This is a genomic window from Allosalinactinospora lopnorensis, assembly GCF_000981225.1.
GTDB classification, from domain to species: Bacteria; Actinomycetota; Actinomycetes; order Streptosporangiales; family Streptosporangiaceae; genus Allosalinactinospora; species Allosalinactinospora lopnorensis.
The window spans coordinates 30029-45798 of sequence record NZ_LAJC01000024.1; the positions used below are offsets into that span (position 1 = coordinate 30029).

Sequence of the window (15770 nt, forward strand, 5' to 3'; positions counted from 1 at the left end):
CCGTCCGATCCAAGGACAGGAAGGCTTGATCATGCTGTACAGACCTGCTCGTCGCGCCGCGTTCGCGGCTCTGGCGGCGATCGCCGTGAGCCCGCTCGCGGGGTGCGCGGCGGCCCCGGACGCGTCTCCCTCCGACGATTCGGCGGCGCAGTCGAGCGAGGCGCCGTACGCGGCGGAGTTCGAACGGCTGGAGGAGGAGTTCGACGCCCGGCTCGGGGTCTACGCCCTGGACACGGGCACCGGCCTCGACGTCGCCCACCGCTCCGATGAGCGGTTCGCTTACGCGTCCACTTTCAAGCCGCTGGCCTGCGGTGCCGTGATGGAGCGCCGGTCCATTGCGGAACTGGAGGAGGTCGTCGGCTACGGCGCCGAGGACCTGGTGGAGTACTCGCCCATCACCGAGGAGCACGTCGACACCGGGATGACCCTGCTGGAGGCGTGCGACGCCGCCATCCGCTACAGTGACAACACCGCCGCCAACCTCCTGTTCGACGAACTCGGCGGGCCGCAGGGGCTGCAGGACGCTCTGGTGGAGATCGGCGACGACACCACACAGGCGGACCGCCGGGAGACCGGGCTGAACGAGGCCGCTCCCGGCGACACCCGGGACACCAGCACGCCGGAGGCGCTGGCCGCGGACCTGCGCGAGTACGTGCTCGGCGACCCCCTGCCCGAGGAGAAGCGGACCCTGCTCCGGGAGATGCTGCTGGAGAACACGACCGGCGGCGACCTGATCCGCGCGGGGATTCCCGACGGCTGGGAGGTCGGCGACAAGACCGGGAGCGCGGGCTACGGGACGCGCAACGACATCGCCGTGCTGTGGCCCCCCGACGGTGACCCGATCGTGCTGGCGGTCCTGTCCAGCAGGGACGGGGAGGACGCCGAGTCCGAGGACGCGCTCATCGCCGAGGCCGCGGCGGTCGCCGCCGACGCGCTGCGCTAGCGGCCCTCCGCGGGCGCCGGTCCTTCGCGGGCCGGCGCCCGCGGTCCGGGGCACCGCGGAACACCGGCGGGCGGCCCGGCCGTCACACCGACCGAAAAATCAGCAGCGCCGCGCAGGTCCTCCGCGTTAGGGTCCGGGCATGGACGACGAGGACGGCTACTTCGGGAACGCATCGCGGCGAAGTACGACGAGATGTCGGCGGAGAGGTTCGAGCCGGGCGTCGTGGATCCGGCGGTCGACGTCCTGGAGCGGCTGGCCGGCGGCGGCCGGGCCCTGGAACTGGGCATCGGGACAGGGCGGGTCGCGCTGCCGCTGGCACGCCGCGGCGTTCCGGTCCACGGCATCGACCTGTCCCGGGCGATGGTCGCCCGGCTGCGCGCCAAGCCGGGCGGCGACGCGATCGGTGTGATGATCGGCGACTTCGCGACGACAGGGGTGGAGGGGACGTTCTCCGTCGCCTACCTGGTCTTCAACACGATCATGAATCTGACGACGCAGGCGGCGCGGGTGGCCTGCTTCCGCAACGCCGCGGCCCACCTTGAGCCCGGGGGCCGCTTCGTCATCGAGGTCGGGGTCCCCGATCTGCGCAGGCTTCCGGAGGGGCAGGTCGCCGTACCGTTCCACGTGAGCCCGACACAGTGGGCGTTCGACCTCTACGATGTCGCCACCCAGGCGATGAGCTCGAACTACGTCGAGGTCGTCGACGGGCGCGGCGAGTACCGGTCGATTCCCTTCCGGTACGTGTGGCCCGCCGAACTCGACCTGATGGCCCAGATCGCCGGGTTGCGCCTGCGCGAGCGGTGGGACGGATGGACGCGGGAGCCCTTCACGAGCCTCAGCCGCCAGCACGTCTCCATCTGGGAGAAACCCGCCGGGGCCGCGGAGCACGGGCACGCATAGCCCCGATGCGCATGCGAACCTCCGGTTCGCGGCCGGGGGCGGCATACCAGACCTCTCCCGGCGCGGGCGAAGACCCGCCGTGATGAGGAAGCGGTACCGGCGGCGCCGGGAGGCACCCGGCGCTGCCGGAGGGGACGGGCCCGGCAGCCGGACCGGACCCGCCCGCCGCCGGGGCGCCCGCGGTCAGCCGCGCGGCAGCACCATCGACAGCACTCCCTGCAGTCGGCTCCAGTCGCTGGTGATCGTTGTCGCGTTCGCCTCGGCCAGCAGCGCCACCCGGTCGGCGGCCTCCTGCTCGGAGGGATCGCTGGCGTCGATGGCCGGCTCGACGGCGTGGCCGCTCGTCATCACCAGCAGGTAGCCGTTGTCGGCGTACCACGCGGTGTCGATCCCGTCGACGTAGGAGCGCGCGCTGCCGTCGAACACCACGAACCACGGCCGCAGGTCCTCGTCGTACCGTTCGCGCGGGTCGCCCGCCTGCGCGCCGAGCACGGCGGGGAACGCGGTCGCGCGGCCGATGTCATCGGCCGCGACCAGGTCGCGCAGGTGCGTGCCGTACTCCTCGTCGGTCCACAGGTCGTCGAACGGGTTTTTCTGCTCGAACGTGCCGGGGATCAGCTCGATGAGCACTTTCCCGGCGAGCGTGTCACGGGCCGGCCAGGCCGCGGTCCTGGCGGCGTCGTCGAGCGTCGTGTGCCCTCCGCCCGCACCGGCGAGCAGGTCAGCGGGCCGGAACAGGGCGTCGCCGAGGATCTCGCCCGCCAGCGCGTCGAACTCGGCGGGCCCGAGTCCGCCCTTGCCGTAGAAGCCGTCCTTCATCTCGATCTTGAGCTGGATCGGCCGGTGTTCCGGATTGGCGTCGTGCCAGGTGCGGATATCGCGGAAGCAGTCGGCGAGGTCGCCGTTGCCGTTACCCCGGCGCAGCTCGCCGGGGGCGGCGGCGCCGACGCAGTTGTTCTGGCGCCCGATGAGGTCGTGGTTGACACGCCACTCCCCGGTGAGGTCGTCGGTCCACACGTCCAATTCCAGCAGCCCCGCCCCGGAGCCGAGTGCGTCGGCGAAGTAGCCGAACTTGCTCTTCTCGTAGGCGTTGTGCACGCCCACGGACGTGCTCGCCGCGAGAGAGAGGGAACCGGCGCGGGGCAGCGGTTCGGCGGCGGCGGTCCCGGGAGAGAGGAGGGGGAGGAGAAACGCGGAAGTGGCGGACACCAGCGATATGGATCGCGCGAGCGGCATGGAACTTCCTTAGGAAAGACGAGGGGAGGGAGGGGGATCGGTTCGGAGGGTGTGCGGGGGGTCACATATCGTGCCATTCGGCGCGGCGCGACGAAAGCCCCCCTGTGCCATTCCGCCCATGGCAACACGTACGGGGCGCAGGCGAGTCGTCTTCCTCGACACGGCTCGAACGCCGGTCAGGGGCCGGTCTGCCGTTCAGCGCAGGCGCGGCACGCTGACCGGAGATCCCCGCCGGGAGGATCGCCGCGATGCGCGACCGCATCCGGCACGCCATCGCCGGCGGCCCGGCCGCCCTTTCCCGGAACAGCCGGAATCGGGAGCGAGCGGGAACTTATCCGCGCGGGCTTCCGACTTGTGTGGTGAAGGAAGGCCCGGCGGTCCGGCAGGCGGTCCGCGCGCCATGTTCGTGCCGGGGCGGCTACCGGTCCCGGGCGTATCGCTCCCCGGTCGTGGAACACTGCGGCGGCTTTCGTGTCCCCGCAGCTCAGGATGGGATCCGCGGTTCCGGAGGAGCGACCGTTCACGGCCACAGGGAAAAGGAAGAAGAAAGACGGTCGCTGATGAGGTTCGGTCGTAGGGGTGTTCGCTCGCTTCCCGTCGCCGCGGGATTCGCACTGGTCGCTGTGAGCGGCTGCGCCGGCGAGCCCGGCGCCGATGCCCAGGATGAAGGACAGGAAGGACAGAAGCAGGAACCGTCCGCCGGAGAGGTGCTGTCGGAGACCACCCCGGACGGTCACAAGCTGCGGGAGGTCCCCGCGGAAGAGGCTCCGTCCGTCGAGCTTGAGGTGGAGCCCGATGCCCACGATGGGTGGGACCTGCACCTCGCCACCGAGGGGTTCGAATTCACGCCGGAAGAGAGCGGCGGTGACGCGCAGGGCGGCCAGGGGCACGCCCACCTCTACATCGACGGCGAGAAGTACGCCCGGGTGTACGGCCCCTGGTTCCACCTCCCCGCTGAAGCGGTCGCCGGAGAGGAGCGGACCCTGACGGTGATGCTCACCGCCAATGACCACACCGCATGGGCGGCCGAGGGCGAACCCGTGCAGGCCGAGCATCAGGTCGACGGCGCCGAGGCGGACGGATCCCACGGGCACGATGAGGGGGCCGAATAACGCGCCGGCAGGAGCCGCCGACGCGTGTCGCCGGGGCAAGGCTCGGGTGGTGCGGTGTGGCCGCACCACCCGAGCCGCGCAGTACCGTGCCCGGCGCTGGTCCGGGTCAGGCGGAAGGGGACGCGTCTTCTGAGAGGGAGTGGACGGACCGTAGGGCGGTGGTGATGCCCCGGCGGGCGCGCGCCACTCGCGAACGCACCGTGCCCACCGGGCAGTCGGTCATCGCGGCGACCTCCCGGTAGGGAAAGCCCGCCACCTGGGTGAGGAGGAACGCTCCGCGCTGTTCGCCGGGCAGCGTCTTCAGCAGTTCCAGGAGAGCGAACTCCTCGTCGAAGCGCGGGTTCTCGTTCCGGGGACGCTCGTCGAGCACGAGCTGCCAGTCGGTGCCGGCGATCGTGGGATGCGCGGCCCGCGTTCGGTAGTGGTCCACCACGACGCGCCGGGCTATGGCGATCAGCCAGGTCCGTGCGTGAGCGCGTCCGGCGAACCGCGCGAGACCGCGCAGGACCCGGACGTAGGTCTCCTGGGTCAGGTCGTCGGCGGACTCGACATCCGTCAGGGAGGCCACGAAACGCCACACGTCGCCGCGGGTGGCGCGTACGAAGGCCTCCATCGCGTTCGCCTCGCCGCGGCGGGCCGCGAACGCCAGCGCGGTGACCGCCTGGTCATCGCCGGCGCCCGTTCCGGTCCGACGAGACGGCCGGGCCGGTACCGGGGCGTCGCGTTCGACGGTCGGCGGGAAGGGGCGCGCTGGTCGCGATCTGGTGGCCGCGGCGCCGGTGAAAGATTGGACATACATGCGTGTTCACCTCTTCGGAAAAGGACAGCTCGCTACCGCCGCGTGGTGGTTCCACGGCGGCAGGGGAAAGGAATCAGCGGGTACCCGTCCGAAGCGGTGGCCCTCGCAACGTGCGTACGTAGGGTAGTACGGTGCCGTACAGCGCAGGGGAGTCAGCCGTCGCTGCGGGCACCACGACCGGGGCCGGAGTACACGGCGACAACCGCGGCTGCACCAGCGGGGGCGTCAGCAGCATGCGCAGTGCACGGGCCAGAGCGAAAGCGGCCGCCTCGCCGCGGCGCAGCCACCATGCGGTGACCATCGCCGCCGCGATGTGTGCGAGCAGCATCAACACCGGCGACCCGTCGGCCTCGCCACCCGTCGCGGGCGGATGGCGCGCGAGATGTGCGGGGGAGGGCTCCTCGGGCTCGGACACCGACGAGAGCCGCTGGGCTCGGTGGAAAACGAGGTGCAGGGCGAGCTGGCCCCACAGCATCCAGGCCAGGACCGTGCCGTAGCGGCACTCCCTGATGGTCGCGCCCCAGGCCATTCCCAGTACGAGGAGGAAGCCCGCGACCACGCCCAAAACCGGGACAGGGGTATCCGAGGCGGCGGCGTGGCCCCCCACCGACACGCTCACGCATACGGTGGCGAACACGCCGGCACGCGGCAGACGGAACCCGGCCGATGCTGGCATGACGGTCCCATTGTCGCACCGCGCGCACGAACGGCGGGAGCACCCGGGTGGTTCCGGCTCTGGCCCGCGGACGGCGAGACGGCGGGGTGCTCCCGCCGGTCGATGGTTCGCCGGGTGCTCCAGGCGGTACGGGTTCCGGCCCACTCGGCCTGCCGGCGCGGGTTCACCCGCTACTTTTGACTTATTCCAGAAAAGGCGCCAGACTTCGGGGCATGCCAACGCCCTCGGACTTCGAGCGCATGCTCCGCGAGGTCGCGCTGCGGGTGACGAGCCCCCGGATAGCGGTGCTGTCCGCCGTACACGACAATCCGCACGCCGACACGGAGTCGATCATCGGCGTCGTGCGTGGGAATCTCGGTACGGTGTCCCACCAGGCCGTCTACGACGTGCTCAAGGCGCTGACCAGCGCGGGACTGGTGCGGCGCATCCAGCCGCGGGGCTCCGTGGCCCGCTACGAGACGCGGGTCGGGGACAACCACCACCATGTCGTGTGCCGGTCGTGCGACGCCATCGCCGACATCGACTGCGCCGTCGGCCATGCACCGTGCCTGAACGCGTCTGAGGACCACGGCTTCTCGATCGACGAGGCCGAGGTCGTCTATTGGGGCCTGTGCCCCGACTGTTCCAACACACGCAGTTTCTGAATCACACTGTTCCTCCCTGTCCGGAAGGATGCCCATGTCCGAAAGCCACGATGCAGTCGCCGACGCCGCGAAGGCGGAGAGCGGAGGCGGTTGCCCGGTCGCGCACGGTCGCGCCCCGCACCCCACCCAGGGCGGCGGCAACCGCGGCTGGTGGCCGAACCGGCTCAACCTGAAGATCCTCGCCAAGAACCCCGCCGTGGCCGACCCCATGGGCGGGGAGTTCAACTACGCCGAAGAGTTCACGACCCTCGACCTCGCCGCCGTGAAGCGGGACATCGCCGAGGTGCTGACCACCTCGCAGGACTGGTGGCCGGCCGACTTCGGCCACTACGGCCCGCTGATGATCCGGATGGCCTGGCACAGCGCGGGCACCTACCGCGTCAGCGACGGCCGCGGCGGCGGTGGCGCCGGCCAGCAGCGGTTCGCGCCGCTCAACAGCTGGCCGGACAACGGGAACCTCGACAAGGCCCGTCGGCTGCTGTGGCCGGTCAAGAAGAAGTACGGCCGCAGGATCTCGTGGGCGGACCTGATGATCCTCGCCGGCAACGTGGCGCTGGAGTCGATGGGCTTCAAGACCTTCGGCTTCGCCGGCGGCCGTGAGGACGTCTGGGAGCCCGACGAGGACGTCTACTGGGGCCCCGAGACCGGCTGGCTCGACGACGAGCGCTACACGGGCGACCGGGAGCTCGAGAAGCCGCTGGCCGCGGTCCAGATGGGCCTCATCTACGTCAACCCGGAGGGTCCGAACGGCAACCCGGACCCGCTGGCCGCCGCCCGCGACATCCGCGAGACCTTCGGCCGGATGGCGATGAACGACGAGGAGACGGTCGCGCTGATCGCCGGCGGTCACACCTTCGGCAAGACCCACGGTGCGGCTCCCGACAGCCACCTCGGCCCCGACCCCGAGGCCGCCCCGATCGAGGCCCAGGGCCTGGGCTGGCAGAACAGCCACAGCACCGGCAAGGGCGGCGACGCGATCACTAGCGGCCTGGAGGTCACCTGGACCACCACGCCGACGCAGTGGAGCAACGGCTTCTTCGCGAACCTGTTCGGCTACGAGTGGGAGCTGACCAAGAGCCCGGGGGGCGCGCACCAGTGGAAGCCGAAGGACGGCGCGGGTGAGGGCACAGTCCCCGACGCCCACGACCCGTCGAAGAAGCACGCTCCGACCATGCTGACCACCGACCTGGCGCTCCGGTTCGACCCGGTCTACGAGCCGATCTCGCGGCGTTTCATGGAGAACCCCGACGAGTTCGCGGACGCTTTCGCCCGCGCGTGGTTCAAGCTGACCCACCGCGACATGGGCCCGATCGTGCGCTACCTCGGCCCGGAGGTGCCGTCTGAGGAGCTGTTGTGGCAGGACCCGATCCCCACGCCGGACCACGAGCTCGTCGGCGCTGAGGAGATCGCGAGCCTGAAGGCCCGGATCCTCGACTCCGGCCTGACCGTCGCGCAGATGGTCTCCACCGCGTGGGCGGCGGCATCGTCGTTCCGCGGCAGCGACAAACGCGGCGGCGCCAACGGTGGCCGCATCCGCCTTGAGCCGCAGAGCGCCTGGGAGGTCAACGAGCCCGAGAAGCTCGCGACCGTGCTGCGCACCCTTGAGGGCATCCAGCGGTCCTTCAACGCCGCCCAGACCGGCGGCAAGCAGGTCTCCTTCGCCGACCTGGTGGTCCTCGCCGGCTGCGTGGGGGTCGAGCAGGCCGCCAAGTCCGCCGGCTACGACATCGAGGTCCCCTTCACTCCGGGCCGCGGCGACGCCACCCAGGAGCAGACCGACGTGGAGTCCTTCTCCCACCTGGAGCCGGCCGCGGACGGGTTCCGCAACTACCTCGGCAAGGGTCACCGCCTTCCGGCGGAGTACCTCCTCATCGACAAGGCGAACCTCCTCACCCTGAGCGCCCCGGAGATGACGGTCCTCGTCGGCGGTCTGCGGGTCCTGGGCGCGAACTTCCAGGACTCGGAGCTGGGCGCTCTTACCACGGCGCCGGGGACGCTGACGAACGACTTCTTCGCGAACCTGCTCGACCTGGGCGCCACGTGGAAGCCGACCGATGAGACCTCCGAGACCTTCGAGTGCCGCAGCGACGCCACGGGCGAGCTGCTGTGGACCGGTAGCCGCACCGACCTCGTCTTCGGGTCGAACTCCGAGCTGCGCGCGCTCGCGGAGGTCTACGCGGCCGACGACGCGAAGGAGAAGTTCGTGAACGACTTCGTCGCGGCATGGGACAAGGTGATGAACCTCGACCGGTTCGACCTCGCCTGATCCTCTCCTCAGGGCTCCGAAGCCCATGCGCGGGAGCCGGCCCGGCCCTCACGGCCGGGCCGGCTCCCGCCTTCTGAGATCCCCGGAACCCTGCTACGGCGCGATGGTCAAGCGGATGGCGCGCAGGATGTTCGGTGACGTACCCGAGCCGGTCGAGGTGGCGTGGCACAACCGCAAGGTGCTGAACTTCAGCTTCGGCCTCGGTCGCAAGGCACAGAAGTGGGACCGGTGCGACACCCAACGCGGCCTGGTCTCCACCGTCGCCTACGAGATGCTCGGCTCCGTGGCGGACGCCGAGGACGTGGTGCAGGAGACCTGGCTGCCGGGATCAGTAGGTGACCCGGTACCAGTGCGCCGTTTCGCCGGGGATCGGAGTCAACCGCACGTGCGATCCGCCCGGGCGGTCGAACATGCGAACACCATCGCCGAGCAGCACCGGGGCGAAGAACACCAGAATCTCATCGAGCAGTCCCGCCTTGATGCACTGCTTGGCGACATTCGCGCCGAGCACGTTGACGTACTTGTCGCCGGCGGCCTCCTTGGCTTGCGTGATCGCGCTGTCCAGGTCGCCCACGAAGGTGACGCCCGCGACCGGCCGGGCCGGCGGCCGGTGCGTCAGCACGAACACCGGGCCGTGGTAGCGGCCTCCGAACGCGCCCTCTTTGTCAGTGCCACGATTGGGGTCATCGCCACCGAAAGTGCCGTTACCAGCCAGGATGGAACCGACATTGGAGAGTAGGCGCTCCGCCGTCGGGTTCTCGCCAGCAAGGTGCTCGGTGAGCCAGGACATGTCGCCGCCGGGGCCGGCGATGTAGCCATCGAGCGACATGGTGGCCGAATACAGAATTCTGGCCATGGTCCTCCCTTCACGGATTCTCCGAGAGATAGACACCCGGCCGCCGGGAAACTCATCGGCAGGGGTACGCCTACTCAGAGGTCTGTCGCCGGGCCCCGCCCGGCTCCGCTTCGGAGACCGGCACCGAGTCCCGTGCGAGGGGAGAGACCCCCGAAACGGGACGGTTTCGGGACACGAAGTCCCCCGACGAGCCCCCGAAACGACCGCCGACTGGTGATCCACGGGGTATGAACCCCCAAATCACAGGAGACGTGGTCAGAGCCCCGCCGCCGCGGCCGAGACTCCGCGGGTTCGGGGTTCGATCCCTTGGGGGCGCAACGAACCCCCAGTCCGAAGCCGGGGGTGGTGGGCGCGAGAGGACTCGAACCTCCGACCGCTCGGTTGTAAGCCGAGAGCTCTGACCAACTGAGCTACGCGCCCGTGCGAGGGTGCCCGGTGCCAAGGACCGGGCGCCGGGAAAATAGTACCGGTTCCAGACTAGCGGTGCGCCCGCGAGGCGTCGGGTCCGGACAGGCCGCTGAGGACGCGGGAGAGCGCCTGCTCGACCTCGTTCGTGAGCGCGGGGTCGAGCCCCGGGGTGTCGGGGACCGGGGGCCGGAAGTTCTGCGGGCGGACCTCGCCGCAGCTGTAGCACTCGATCTCGCCCAGGCGACAGAGCAGGAAGGTCGACCGGCACCGGCCGCAGCGGTCGAGGTCGGCTTTCCAGTCGTGGGCGATTTGGCAGTTCGGGCAGATGAGGACCTGACGGTCGCGGCGTACCCCGCGCTTGAACGGCGCCGCCCCGCGGACCGGATCGCTCTGCCGCGCCCCGCAGAGGTAGCAGGGCATGGATCTCCTTCGGTCTGTGGATTCCGCGTCGCAGCGGGCACCGGGGACGTCCGGGAGCGGAGCGCCGGTAGGGGCTTGGCCCCGGTGGCGGCTCGCTCGCTGCCGCGACACCCGCACCATACCGCACATCCACCCGGCGGACAGCGACGCTCCCAGGGGTGGCCCGGGGATTTTTCCAGGGCCGCCTCTGGGAACGGCTCAGCTCAGCTCGGCGAGGGCTTTGCGGTAGGAGTCCACATCGCGGGCTTCGGAGATCGGGTTGACGACCTTCCAGCGGATGACGCCTTCCTTGTCGATCAGGAACGTGCCGCGCACGGCCACACCTTTGTCCTCGTCGAAGACGCCGTAGGCTTTGGCCGTCTCACCGTGCGGCCAGAAGTCCGAGAGCAGGGGGTATTCCAGGTTCTCCTGCTCGGCCCAGGCCCGGTGGGCGAACATCGAGTCGACCGATACGCTCAGCAACTGGACGTCGTCGGTCTCGAAGTCGGAGATGTTGTCCCGGAGCTCGCACAGTTCGCCGCTGCACACGCCGGAGAACGCCAGGGGGTAGAACACCAGGACGACGTTCTTGCGGCCCCTGAAGTCCGACAGCCGCACCGCCTGCCCGTGCTGATCGGTGAGCGCGAAGTCGGGTGCGCTCTGGCCGGCTTCAATCGACATGTCCGTCCTCATTTCCGCGTTTCGCTTGTTGTAGACACGCTGACAGCGCCGCCCGCCTGGACGGGCGGCGTGCCTCCTGGCGCATCCCAGGCTGAGCGGCGCTGCGCCGCGGCTCGGTTACAGCGGGATCGACTCAGCGTTGCATCTTGGGGGCGACGAGACGGGTGCCCGACCAGTCCGTTCCCGCGCTCACAGCGCTGGTCTGGGACAGGCCGGCGGTCGTCGCGGCCTCCGCGACGTCGCTCGGCGACACGTGGCCCTCGCGCCCGGCCTTCGGGGTCAGTACCAGGATGACACCGCCGCCTTCAACGGCCCCGAGCACATCGACGAGGACGTCGGTGAGGTCATCCTCTTCGTCGTCCCGCCACCAGAGCAACGCGGCGTCCACGACACCGTCGTAGTCCTCATCGACCAGCTCTTCTCCGGTGCGCTCGGCGATCGACGCGCGCAGCTGCTCGTCCACGTCGTCGTCGAAACCGAATTCCTGCACCACCTGACCCGGTTTGAACCCGAGTCGATCGGCCAGGCCGCGTTCGCTCTGTGCCTGGCCCGCGGTCGCGCTCACGAAAGTCCTCCTCCATACTTTTCATTGCACTGCCCGCCGCTGGGGCGGACTCGGCTGTATGCGGCCCGCTTCCGGGTCGATCCCGCCGTTGCTCGCTTAGTTCACACGCTGGGGGGCTGTCCCGTCAACGCGTTACCGCCCCTTGAGCTTCTGCTCCTACCATCCTGCTCCGTCAACCGGACTCGTCAAGAACGACAGCCGGACATTCCTGCGCGGATTGTCCACGTTCAGGTCCACAATGGCGATAGATTGCCATGTTCCCAGCTCCGGGCGGCCCGAAATCACCGGAATCGTGGCGTACGGAGGGATCATCGCCGGCATGACGTGGTCGCGTCCGTGCCCCGGTGATCCGTGCCGGTGCCGCCACCGGTCGTCGGCCGGCAGCAGGTCGCGCAGTGCCGCGAGCAGGTCCTCGTCGGAGCCCGCTCCCAGCTCCATGATCGCCACACCGGCGGTGGCGTGCGGGACGAAAACGTGCAGCAGGCCGTCGCCGCCTGTTTCTGAGGTGAAGTCGCGGCACTCCGCGGTGATGTCGATGATGTTCTCCGACCCGCCGGTATGCAGATCGATAAGTTTTGTCCGCATGCGGCAACGCTTACCCAGGCGGCCCGCGGGTTCAACCTTCGGCGGCCGCGGGCCGGCGGGAGCGGCGGCCGGATGCTTTTGCCGGGCGGGCACTGACACCAGAGGCCGGACCTCGGCATACTCGATAGTGGCCGGACAGAAGAGCAGACCCGCGCCGGCCCGGGTGAGACGACAGGAGACGGACGTGCGCGCTGGTCTGCGGCTTGGGCCGATGCTGCGGCATGTGACGGATACGACGGCGACGATCTGGGTGGAGACCGACGAGCCCTGCCGGGTCAGCGTCGCGGCGGGAGAGCACCGGGCCGTCGCCGAGACGTTCACCGTGCACGGGCACCACTACGCCGTCTGCGAGTTCACCGGGCTGCGCCCCGGTTCCGCGCTGCCCTACGAGGTCCGGCTGGAGCGGAACGGGGAGGAGGCCACCGTCTGGCCGGAGCCGGGCTCCGGTTACCCGCCGAGCCTCGTGCGCACCCTGGACCACACCGCGCCCGTGCGCATCCTGTTCGGCTCCTGCCGCATGACGACGGACCACTCGCCCGAAGCGGTGCTGCGCAACGGGGTCGACATGCTCCGCGCCCAGTCGCTGCGGCTCGCCGACCGGCGCGGCGACGGCCGCTTGGACGGCACCGCCGGCGATGCCGAACCCACCCTCCTGCTGCTGATAGGCGACCAGGTGTACGCCGACGAGCTGCAGCCCGGCATGAAACGGTTCCTCAGGGAGAACCGCGCGCGGGCGGAGGCCAAGGGAGAGGCCCACCCCCCGGAGGACGAGGTCGTCTTCTTCGACGAGTACGCCGAGCTGTACCGGCGGGCCTGGTCGGACCCGGACGTCCGCTGGCTGCTGTCGACGGTGCCGACACTGATGCTCTTCGACGACCACGACATCCGCGACGACTGGAACACCTCCGGAACGTGGCGGCGACAGATCGCCGAGAACCCGTGGTGGGGACCGCGCATCACCTCGGGGCTCGGCGCGTACTGGGTCTACCAGCACCTCGGGAACCTCTCCTCGGAGCAGCGCGCCGCCGACCCCGTGTTCGGCAAGGTCGCCGCGCAGGAGGACGGGAGCGACGTGCTGGACGCATTCGCCCAGCGGGCCGACGAGGACCCGGTCAGTTACCGCTGGAGCCACCGCCATGATGTGGGCGGCACCCGCCTCCTGCTGGTGGACACCCGCTGCGGCAGGGTCGTCGAGGACGACCGGCGGCGCGGCATACTCGACTCCGTCGAGAGCGCGTGGCTGGACGAACAGCTCACCGGCGATGTCGATCACCTCGTCGTCGCGAGCACGCTGCCGTTCCTGCTGCCAAGGGGCGTGCACTACCTGGAAGCCTGGAACGAGGCGGTGTGCGCCGGAAAGTGGGGCAGGGCGCTGCGCCGCCCCAGCGAGACGCTGCGCCAGGCCATCGACCTGGAGCATTGGTCGGCCTTCCAGGACTCGTTCCACGCGGTCGCCGACGCGGTGGTGCAGGTGGCCGCGGGCGGCCGGGGCGCTCCACCGGCGAGTGTGCTGTTCCTCGGCGGCGACGTGCACTTCTCCTACCTGGCGGGGGCGCATCCGCGCGGCGGTGCCGCGCGGGCCTCGCACACCCGGATCGCCCAGCTGGTCTGCTCACCGGTGCGCAACCAGCTGCCGTCGCTCGTCGGCAAGCTCACCCGGGTGGCGGCCTGGCGGATCACCGGCGCGGCCGGCGCCCTCCTCGCCCGCATGGCGGGGGTCCGCCGACCGGGACTGTCCTGGGAGCTGGACGCGGGGCCCTGGTACGGCAACACGCTGGCCACCCTGACCATCGAGGGCCGCCGGGCCGAGGTGGGCTGGGAGCACGCGCCCGTATCAGCGGATGCCATGGAGACGCCGGAACAGGACTCCGCCTTCCGCCCCGAGCTCCGGGAACTGGCCCGCGAGCGGATCACGGACTAGATGTTCTGTTCCGTGCGGGTGTGATCGCGACCGCCCGGCGTGGACGGGGACTCCCCGACATCCCGCATTGTCGTTCGGCGGCCGTACCCGCGTTGCCTACGTCCCGCCCGCTCGTTTCAGGAGCCTGAACGCGTGGTCGCCCTCGCCGCGCAGGAGGAGGGGGATGCACCACAGCATGCACAGGGGTTCGATCGCGCGGGCGCCCTCGGCGCCGCCCATGTCGGCCACCTCCCAGCCGAACTGCTCCAGGATCCCGCGGACGGTGCGCTTGGCGCCGTCGTTGTCGCCGCAGATGAACATCGTCGGCGTGCCGCCCTCGAAGCGCGGGTCGACCATGTGCGGGTTGCCCACCGAGTTGAACGCCTTGACGAAGAGCGCTTCGGGAAACCGCTCCTGAAGGCGCTCCATCAGTGACTCGTTGAGATCGGTGAAGTACCTGAGCACCCCGTTGTCGGGGGGCGCGTCCGCGATGGGGTTGGTCGTGTCAATCACCGGCTTGCCGTTCAGGTTCTCAGCACCGGCCGCGCTCAGAGCCTGCTCCGCCGCCCGCCCGCTGACCGAGAGCACGACGACCTCGCCGTGGCCGGCCGCCTCCGCGAAGCTTCCGACCCGGGCGCCGGGATGCTCCGCCGACCACGCCGTGAGCTTCGCCGGGGCGCGGCTGCCGAGCATGACGTCGTGGCCATACTTATGGAAACCGGCGCCGAGGGCCCGCGCCACGTCCCCTGAACCCAGAATCCCTACATTCACGTTCGTGCCCCCCTCCACCGGTGACCGGTCGGTCCGGTACGTACAGCGAAGCTAATCCCCCGCTACCGGACCAAAACAAGGAGGCGCTCCCACATGCGGCAGACACCGGGAAAGCCCTGCTTACGTCTCGGGGGCCTCAGGGCACCTGGTAGGCGGTGTCGCGGGCGTCGGTGACCGCCATGTGGCCCGGGGCGTGGGCGATCGCGAACTCCGGGGCCGAGGCCATGACCGCCGCCTGCGGGGTCACCCCGCAGGCCCAGAACACGGGGATCTCCCCGGGGCGGACCTCCACGGCGTCGCCGAAGTCGGGGCGGCCGAGGTCGCCGATGCCGAGCGCCGCCGGGGCGCCCACGTGCACCGGCGCGCCGTGCACCGCCGGGTAGCGCGAGGTGATCCGCACGGCGTCGGCCACCCGCCCGGCGGGGATCGGGCGCATCGACACCACCAGAGGGCCTGACAGCCGACCGGCGGGGCGGCACGGCCGGTCCGTCCGGTACATCGGGACGTTGCACCCGGATTCGATGTGCCGCACCGGGATCCCGGCCTCCAGCAGCGGCGCCTCGAAGGTGAAGCTGCAGCCGATGAGGAAGGCCACCAGATCGTCCCGCCAGGCGTCGCGGACGTCGTCCGGTTCGGCGGTCAGCCGGCCGCGCTCGTAGACGCGGTAGGCGGGCAGGTCGGTGCGCAGGTCCCCGTCGAAGACGGCGGCCCGAGTCTCGCCCTCCTCGGCGACGTCGAGCACCGGGCAGGACTTCGGGTTGCGCTGCGCGAACAGCAGGAGGTCGAACGCCAGGTCGCGCGGCAGCGCGATGAGGTTGGCCTGGGCGTACCCGGCGGCGTAACCGGAGGTGGGCACGCGCAGCCCGGCCCGGAACAGCTCCCGGGCCTCGCGCGGGGACAGCGCCGCCGGGTCGGCGGGCGGGGGGACCTGGCTCATGCGGGTGCTCCTCGTTCTTCGGTGCGCCCAGCGTAACCGGCAGGATTCGGCCCCTGCGTGATGGAGGCAGCACGCCAGGGTAGCGGCCGCCC

The 15770-nt window shown here is 70.5% G+C and carries 16 protein-coding genes and 1 tRNA gene; 6 read left to right on the top strand and 11 right to left on the bottom strand.

The annotated features are described in order from the left end of the window. Positions 1 to 31: 31 nt before the first annotated feature. Together bla and VS93_RS10980 are read left to right on the top strand one after the other, a co-directional pair. Positions 32 to 943, top strand: coding sequence for a class A beta-lactamase (bla, locus tag VS93_RS10975; RefSeq protein ID WP_046469887.1), 912 nt, complete (start codon positions 32 to 34; stop codon positions 941 to 943). 192 nt (positions 944 to 1135) lie between these two features. After that, positions 1136 to 1843, top strand: a complete 708-nt coding sequence (locus VS93_RS10980; RefSeq protein WP_082126805.1) for a class I SAM-dependent DNA methyltransferase — start codon at positions 1136 to 1138, stop codon at positions 1841 to 1843. 183 nt (positions 1844 to 2026) lie between these two features. Here the strand turns inward: VS93_RS10980 and VS93_RS10985 are convergent, their stop codons facing one another. After that, positions 2027 to 3079 (bottom strand): phosphatidylinositol-specific phospholipase C domain-containing protein, encoded by a 1053-nt coding sequence (locus tag VS93_RS10985; RefSeq protein ID WP_046469853.1) that lies wholly within the window; start codon positions 3077 to 3079, stop codon positions 2027 to 2029. A gap of 560 nt (positions 3080 to 3639) precedes the next feature. Between VS93_RS10985 and VS93_RS10990 the strand changes: the two genes are divergently transcribed. Further along, entirely contained in the window at positions 3640 to 4191 is a 552-nt protein-coding gene (locus VS93_RS10990; protein WP_052745683.1) for a hypothetical protein, read from the top strand. A 106-nt stretch (positions 4192 to 4297) separates the two neighbouring features. On the opposite strand, the gene VS93_RS10995 is transcribed toward VS93_RS10990, so the two are convergent. Next, positions 4298 to 4990, bottom strand: a complete 693-nt coding sequence (locus VS93_RS10995) for a sigma-70 family RNA polymerase sigma factor (RefSeq protein WP_082126806.1) — start codon at positions 4988 to 4990, stop codon at positions 4298 to 4300. A gap of 73 nt (positions 4991 to 5063) precedes the next feature. Then, entirely contained in the window at positions 5064 to 5666 is a 603-nt protein-coding gene (locus VS93_RS11000) for a hypothetical protein (protein ID WP_046469854.1), read from the bottom strand. 212 nt (positions 5667 to 5878) lie between these two features. On the opposite strand from VS93_RS11000, the gene VS93_RS11005 reads away from it, so the two are divergent. Both VS93_RS11005 and katG read left to right on the top strand, forming a co-directional pair. Further along, the gene (locus VS93_RS11005; protein WP_046469855.1) at positions 5879 to 6310 is read left to right on the top strand and encodes a Fur family transcriptional regulator; all 432 of its coding nucleotides are present in this window, start codon (positions 5879 to 5881) and stop codon (positions 6308 to 6310) included. A gap of 34 nt (positions 6311 to 6344) precedes the next feature. Continuing rightward, positions 6345 to 8576: a catalase/peroxidase HPI gene (katG, locus tag VS93_RS11010; RefSeq protein ID WP_046469856.1), complete on the top strand. Its 2232-nt coding sequence runs from the start codon at positions 6345 to 6347 to the stop codon at positions 8574 to 8576. Positions 8577 to 8904: 328 nt separating this feature from the next. On the opposite strand, the gene VS93_RS11015 is transcribed toward katG, so the two are convergent. The 6 genes from VS93_RS11015 to VS93_RS11040 form a co-directional block, all read right to left on the bottom strand. After that, complete coding sequence (locus tag VS93_RS11015) at positions 8905 to 9432, bottom strand: dihydrofolate reductase family protein (protein WP_046469857.1); 528 nt, start codon at positions 9430 to 9432, stop codon at positions 8905 to 8907. 343 nt (positions 9433 to 9775) lie between these two features. After that, a tRNA-Val gene (locus VS93_RS11020) sits at positions 9776 to 9852 on the bottom strand. A 57-nt stretch (positions 9853 to 9909) separates the two neighbouring features. Then, complete coding sequence (locus tag VS93_RS11025; RefSeq protein WP_046469858.1) at positions 9910 to 10260, bottom strand: hypothetical protein; 351 nt, start codon at positions 10258 to 10260, stop codon at positions 9910 to 9912. 198 nt (positions 10261 to 10458) lie between these two features. Continuing rightward, positions 10459 to 10920 (bottom strand): peroxiredoxin, encoded by a 462-nt coding sequence (locus VS93_RS11030; protein ID WP_046469859.1) that lies wholly within the window; start codon positions 10918 to 10920, stop codon positions 10459 to 10461. A 133-nt stretch (positions 10921 to 11053) separates the two neighbouring features. Then, positions 11054 to 11485 carry a DUF3052 domain-containing protein gene (locus VS93_RS11035; protein WP_046469860.1) on the bottom strand — a complete coding sequence of 144 codons (432 nt, stop codon included), beginning with the start codon at positions 11483 to 11485 and terminating at the stop codon, positions 11054 to 11056. Between the two features lie 156 nt (positions 11486 to 11641). After that, positions 11642 to 12070: a YjbQ family protein gene (locus VS93_RS11040; RefSeq protein WP_046469861.1), complete on the bottom strand. Its 429-nt coding sequence runs from the start codon at positions 12068 to 12070 to the stop codon at positions 11642 to 11644. Between the two features lie 184 nt (positions 12071 to 12254). On the opposite strand from VS93_RS11040, the gene VS93_RS11045 reads away from it, so the two are divergent. Then, positions 12255 to 13991, top strand: a complete 1737-nt coding sequence (locus VS93_RS11045; RefSeq protein ID WP_156184781.1) for an alkaline phosphatase D family protein — start codon at positions 12255 to 12257, stop codon at positions 13989 to 13991. Between the two features lie 96 nt (positions 13992 to 14087). Here VS93_RS11045 and VS93_RS11050 read toward each other — a convergent pair whose 3' ends face one another. Both VS93_RS11050 and VS93_RS11055 read right to left on the bottom strand, forming a co-directional pair. Continuing rightward, positions 14088 to 14759 (bottom strand): NADPH-dependent F420 reductase, encoded by a 672-nt coding sequence (locus VS93_RS11050; RefSeq protein ID WP_338022722.1) that lies wholly within the window; start codon positions 14757 to 14759, stop codon positions 14088 to 14090. Between the two features lie 118 nt (positions 14760 to 14877). Further along, entirely contained in the window at positions 14878 to 15678 is an 801-nt protein-coding gene (locus tag VS93_RS11055; RefSeq protein WP_046469864.1) for a putative hydro-lyase, read from the bottom strand. Positions 15679 to 15770: the final 92 nt, after the last annotated feature.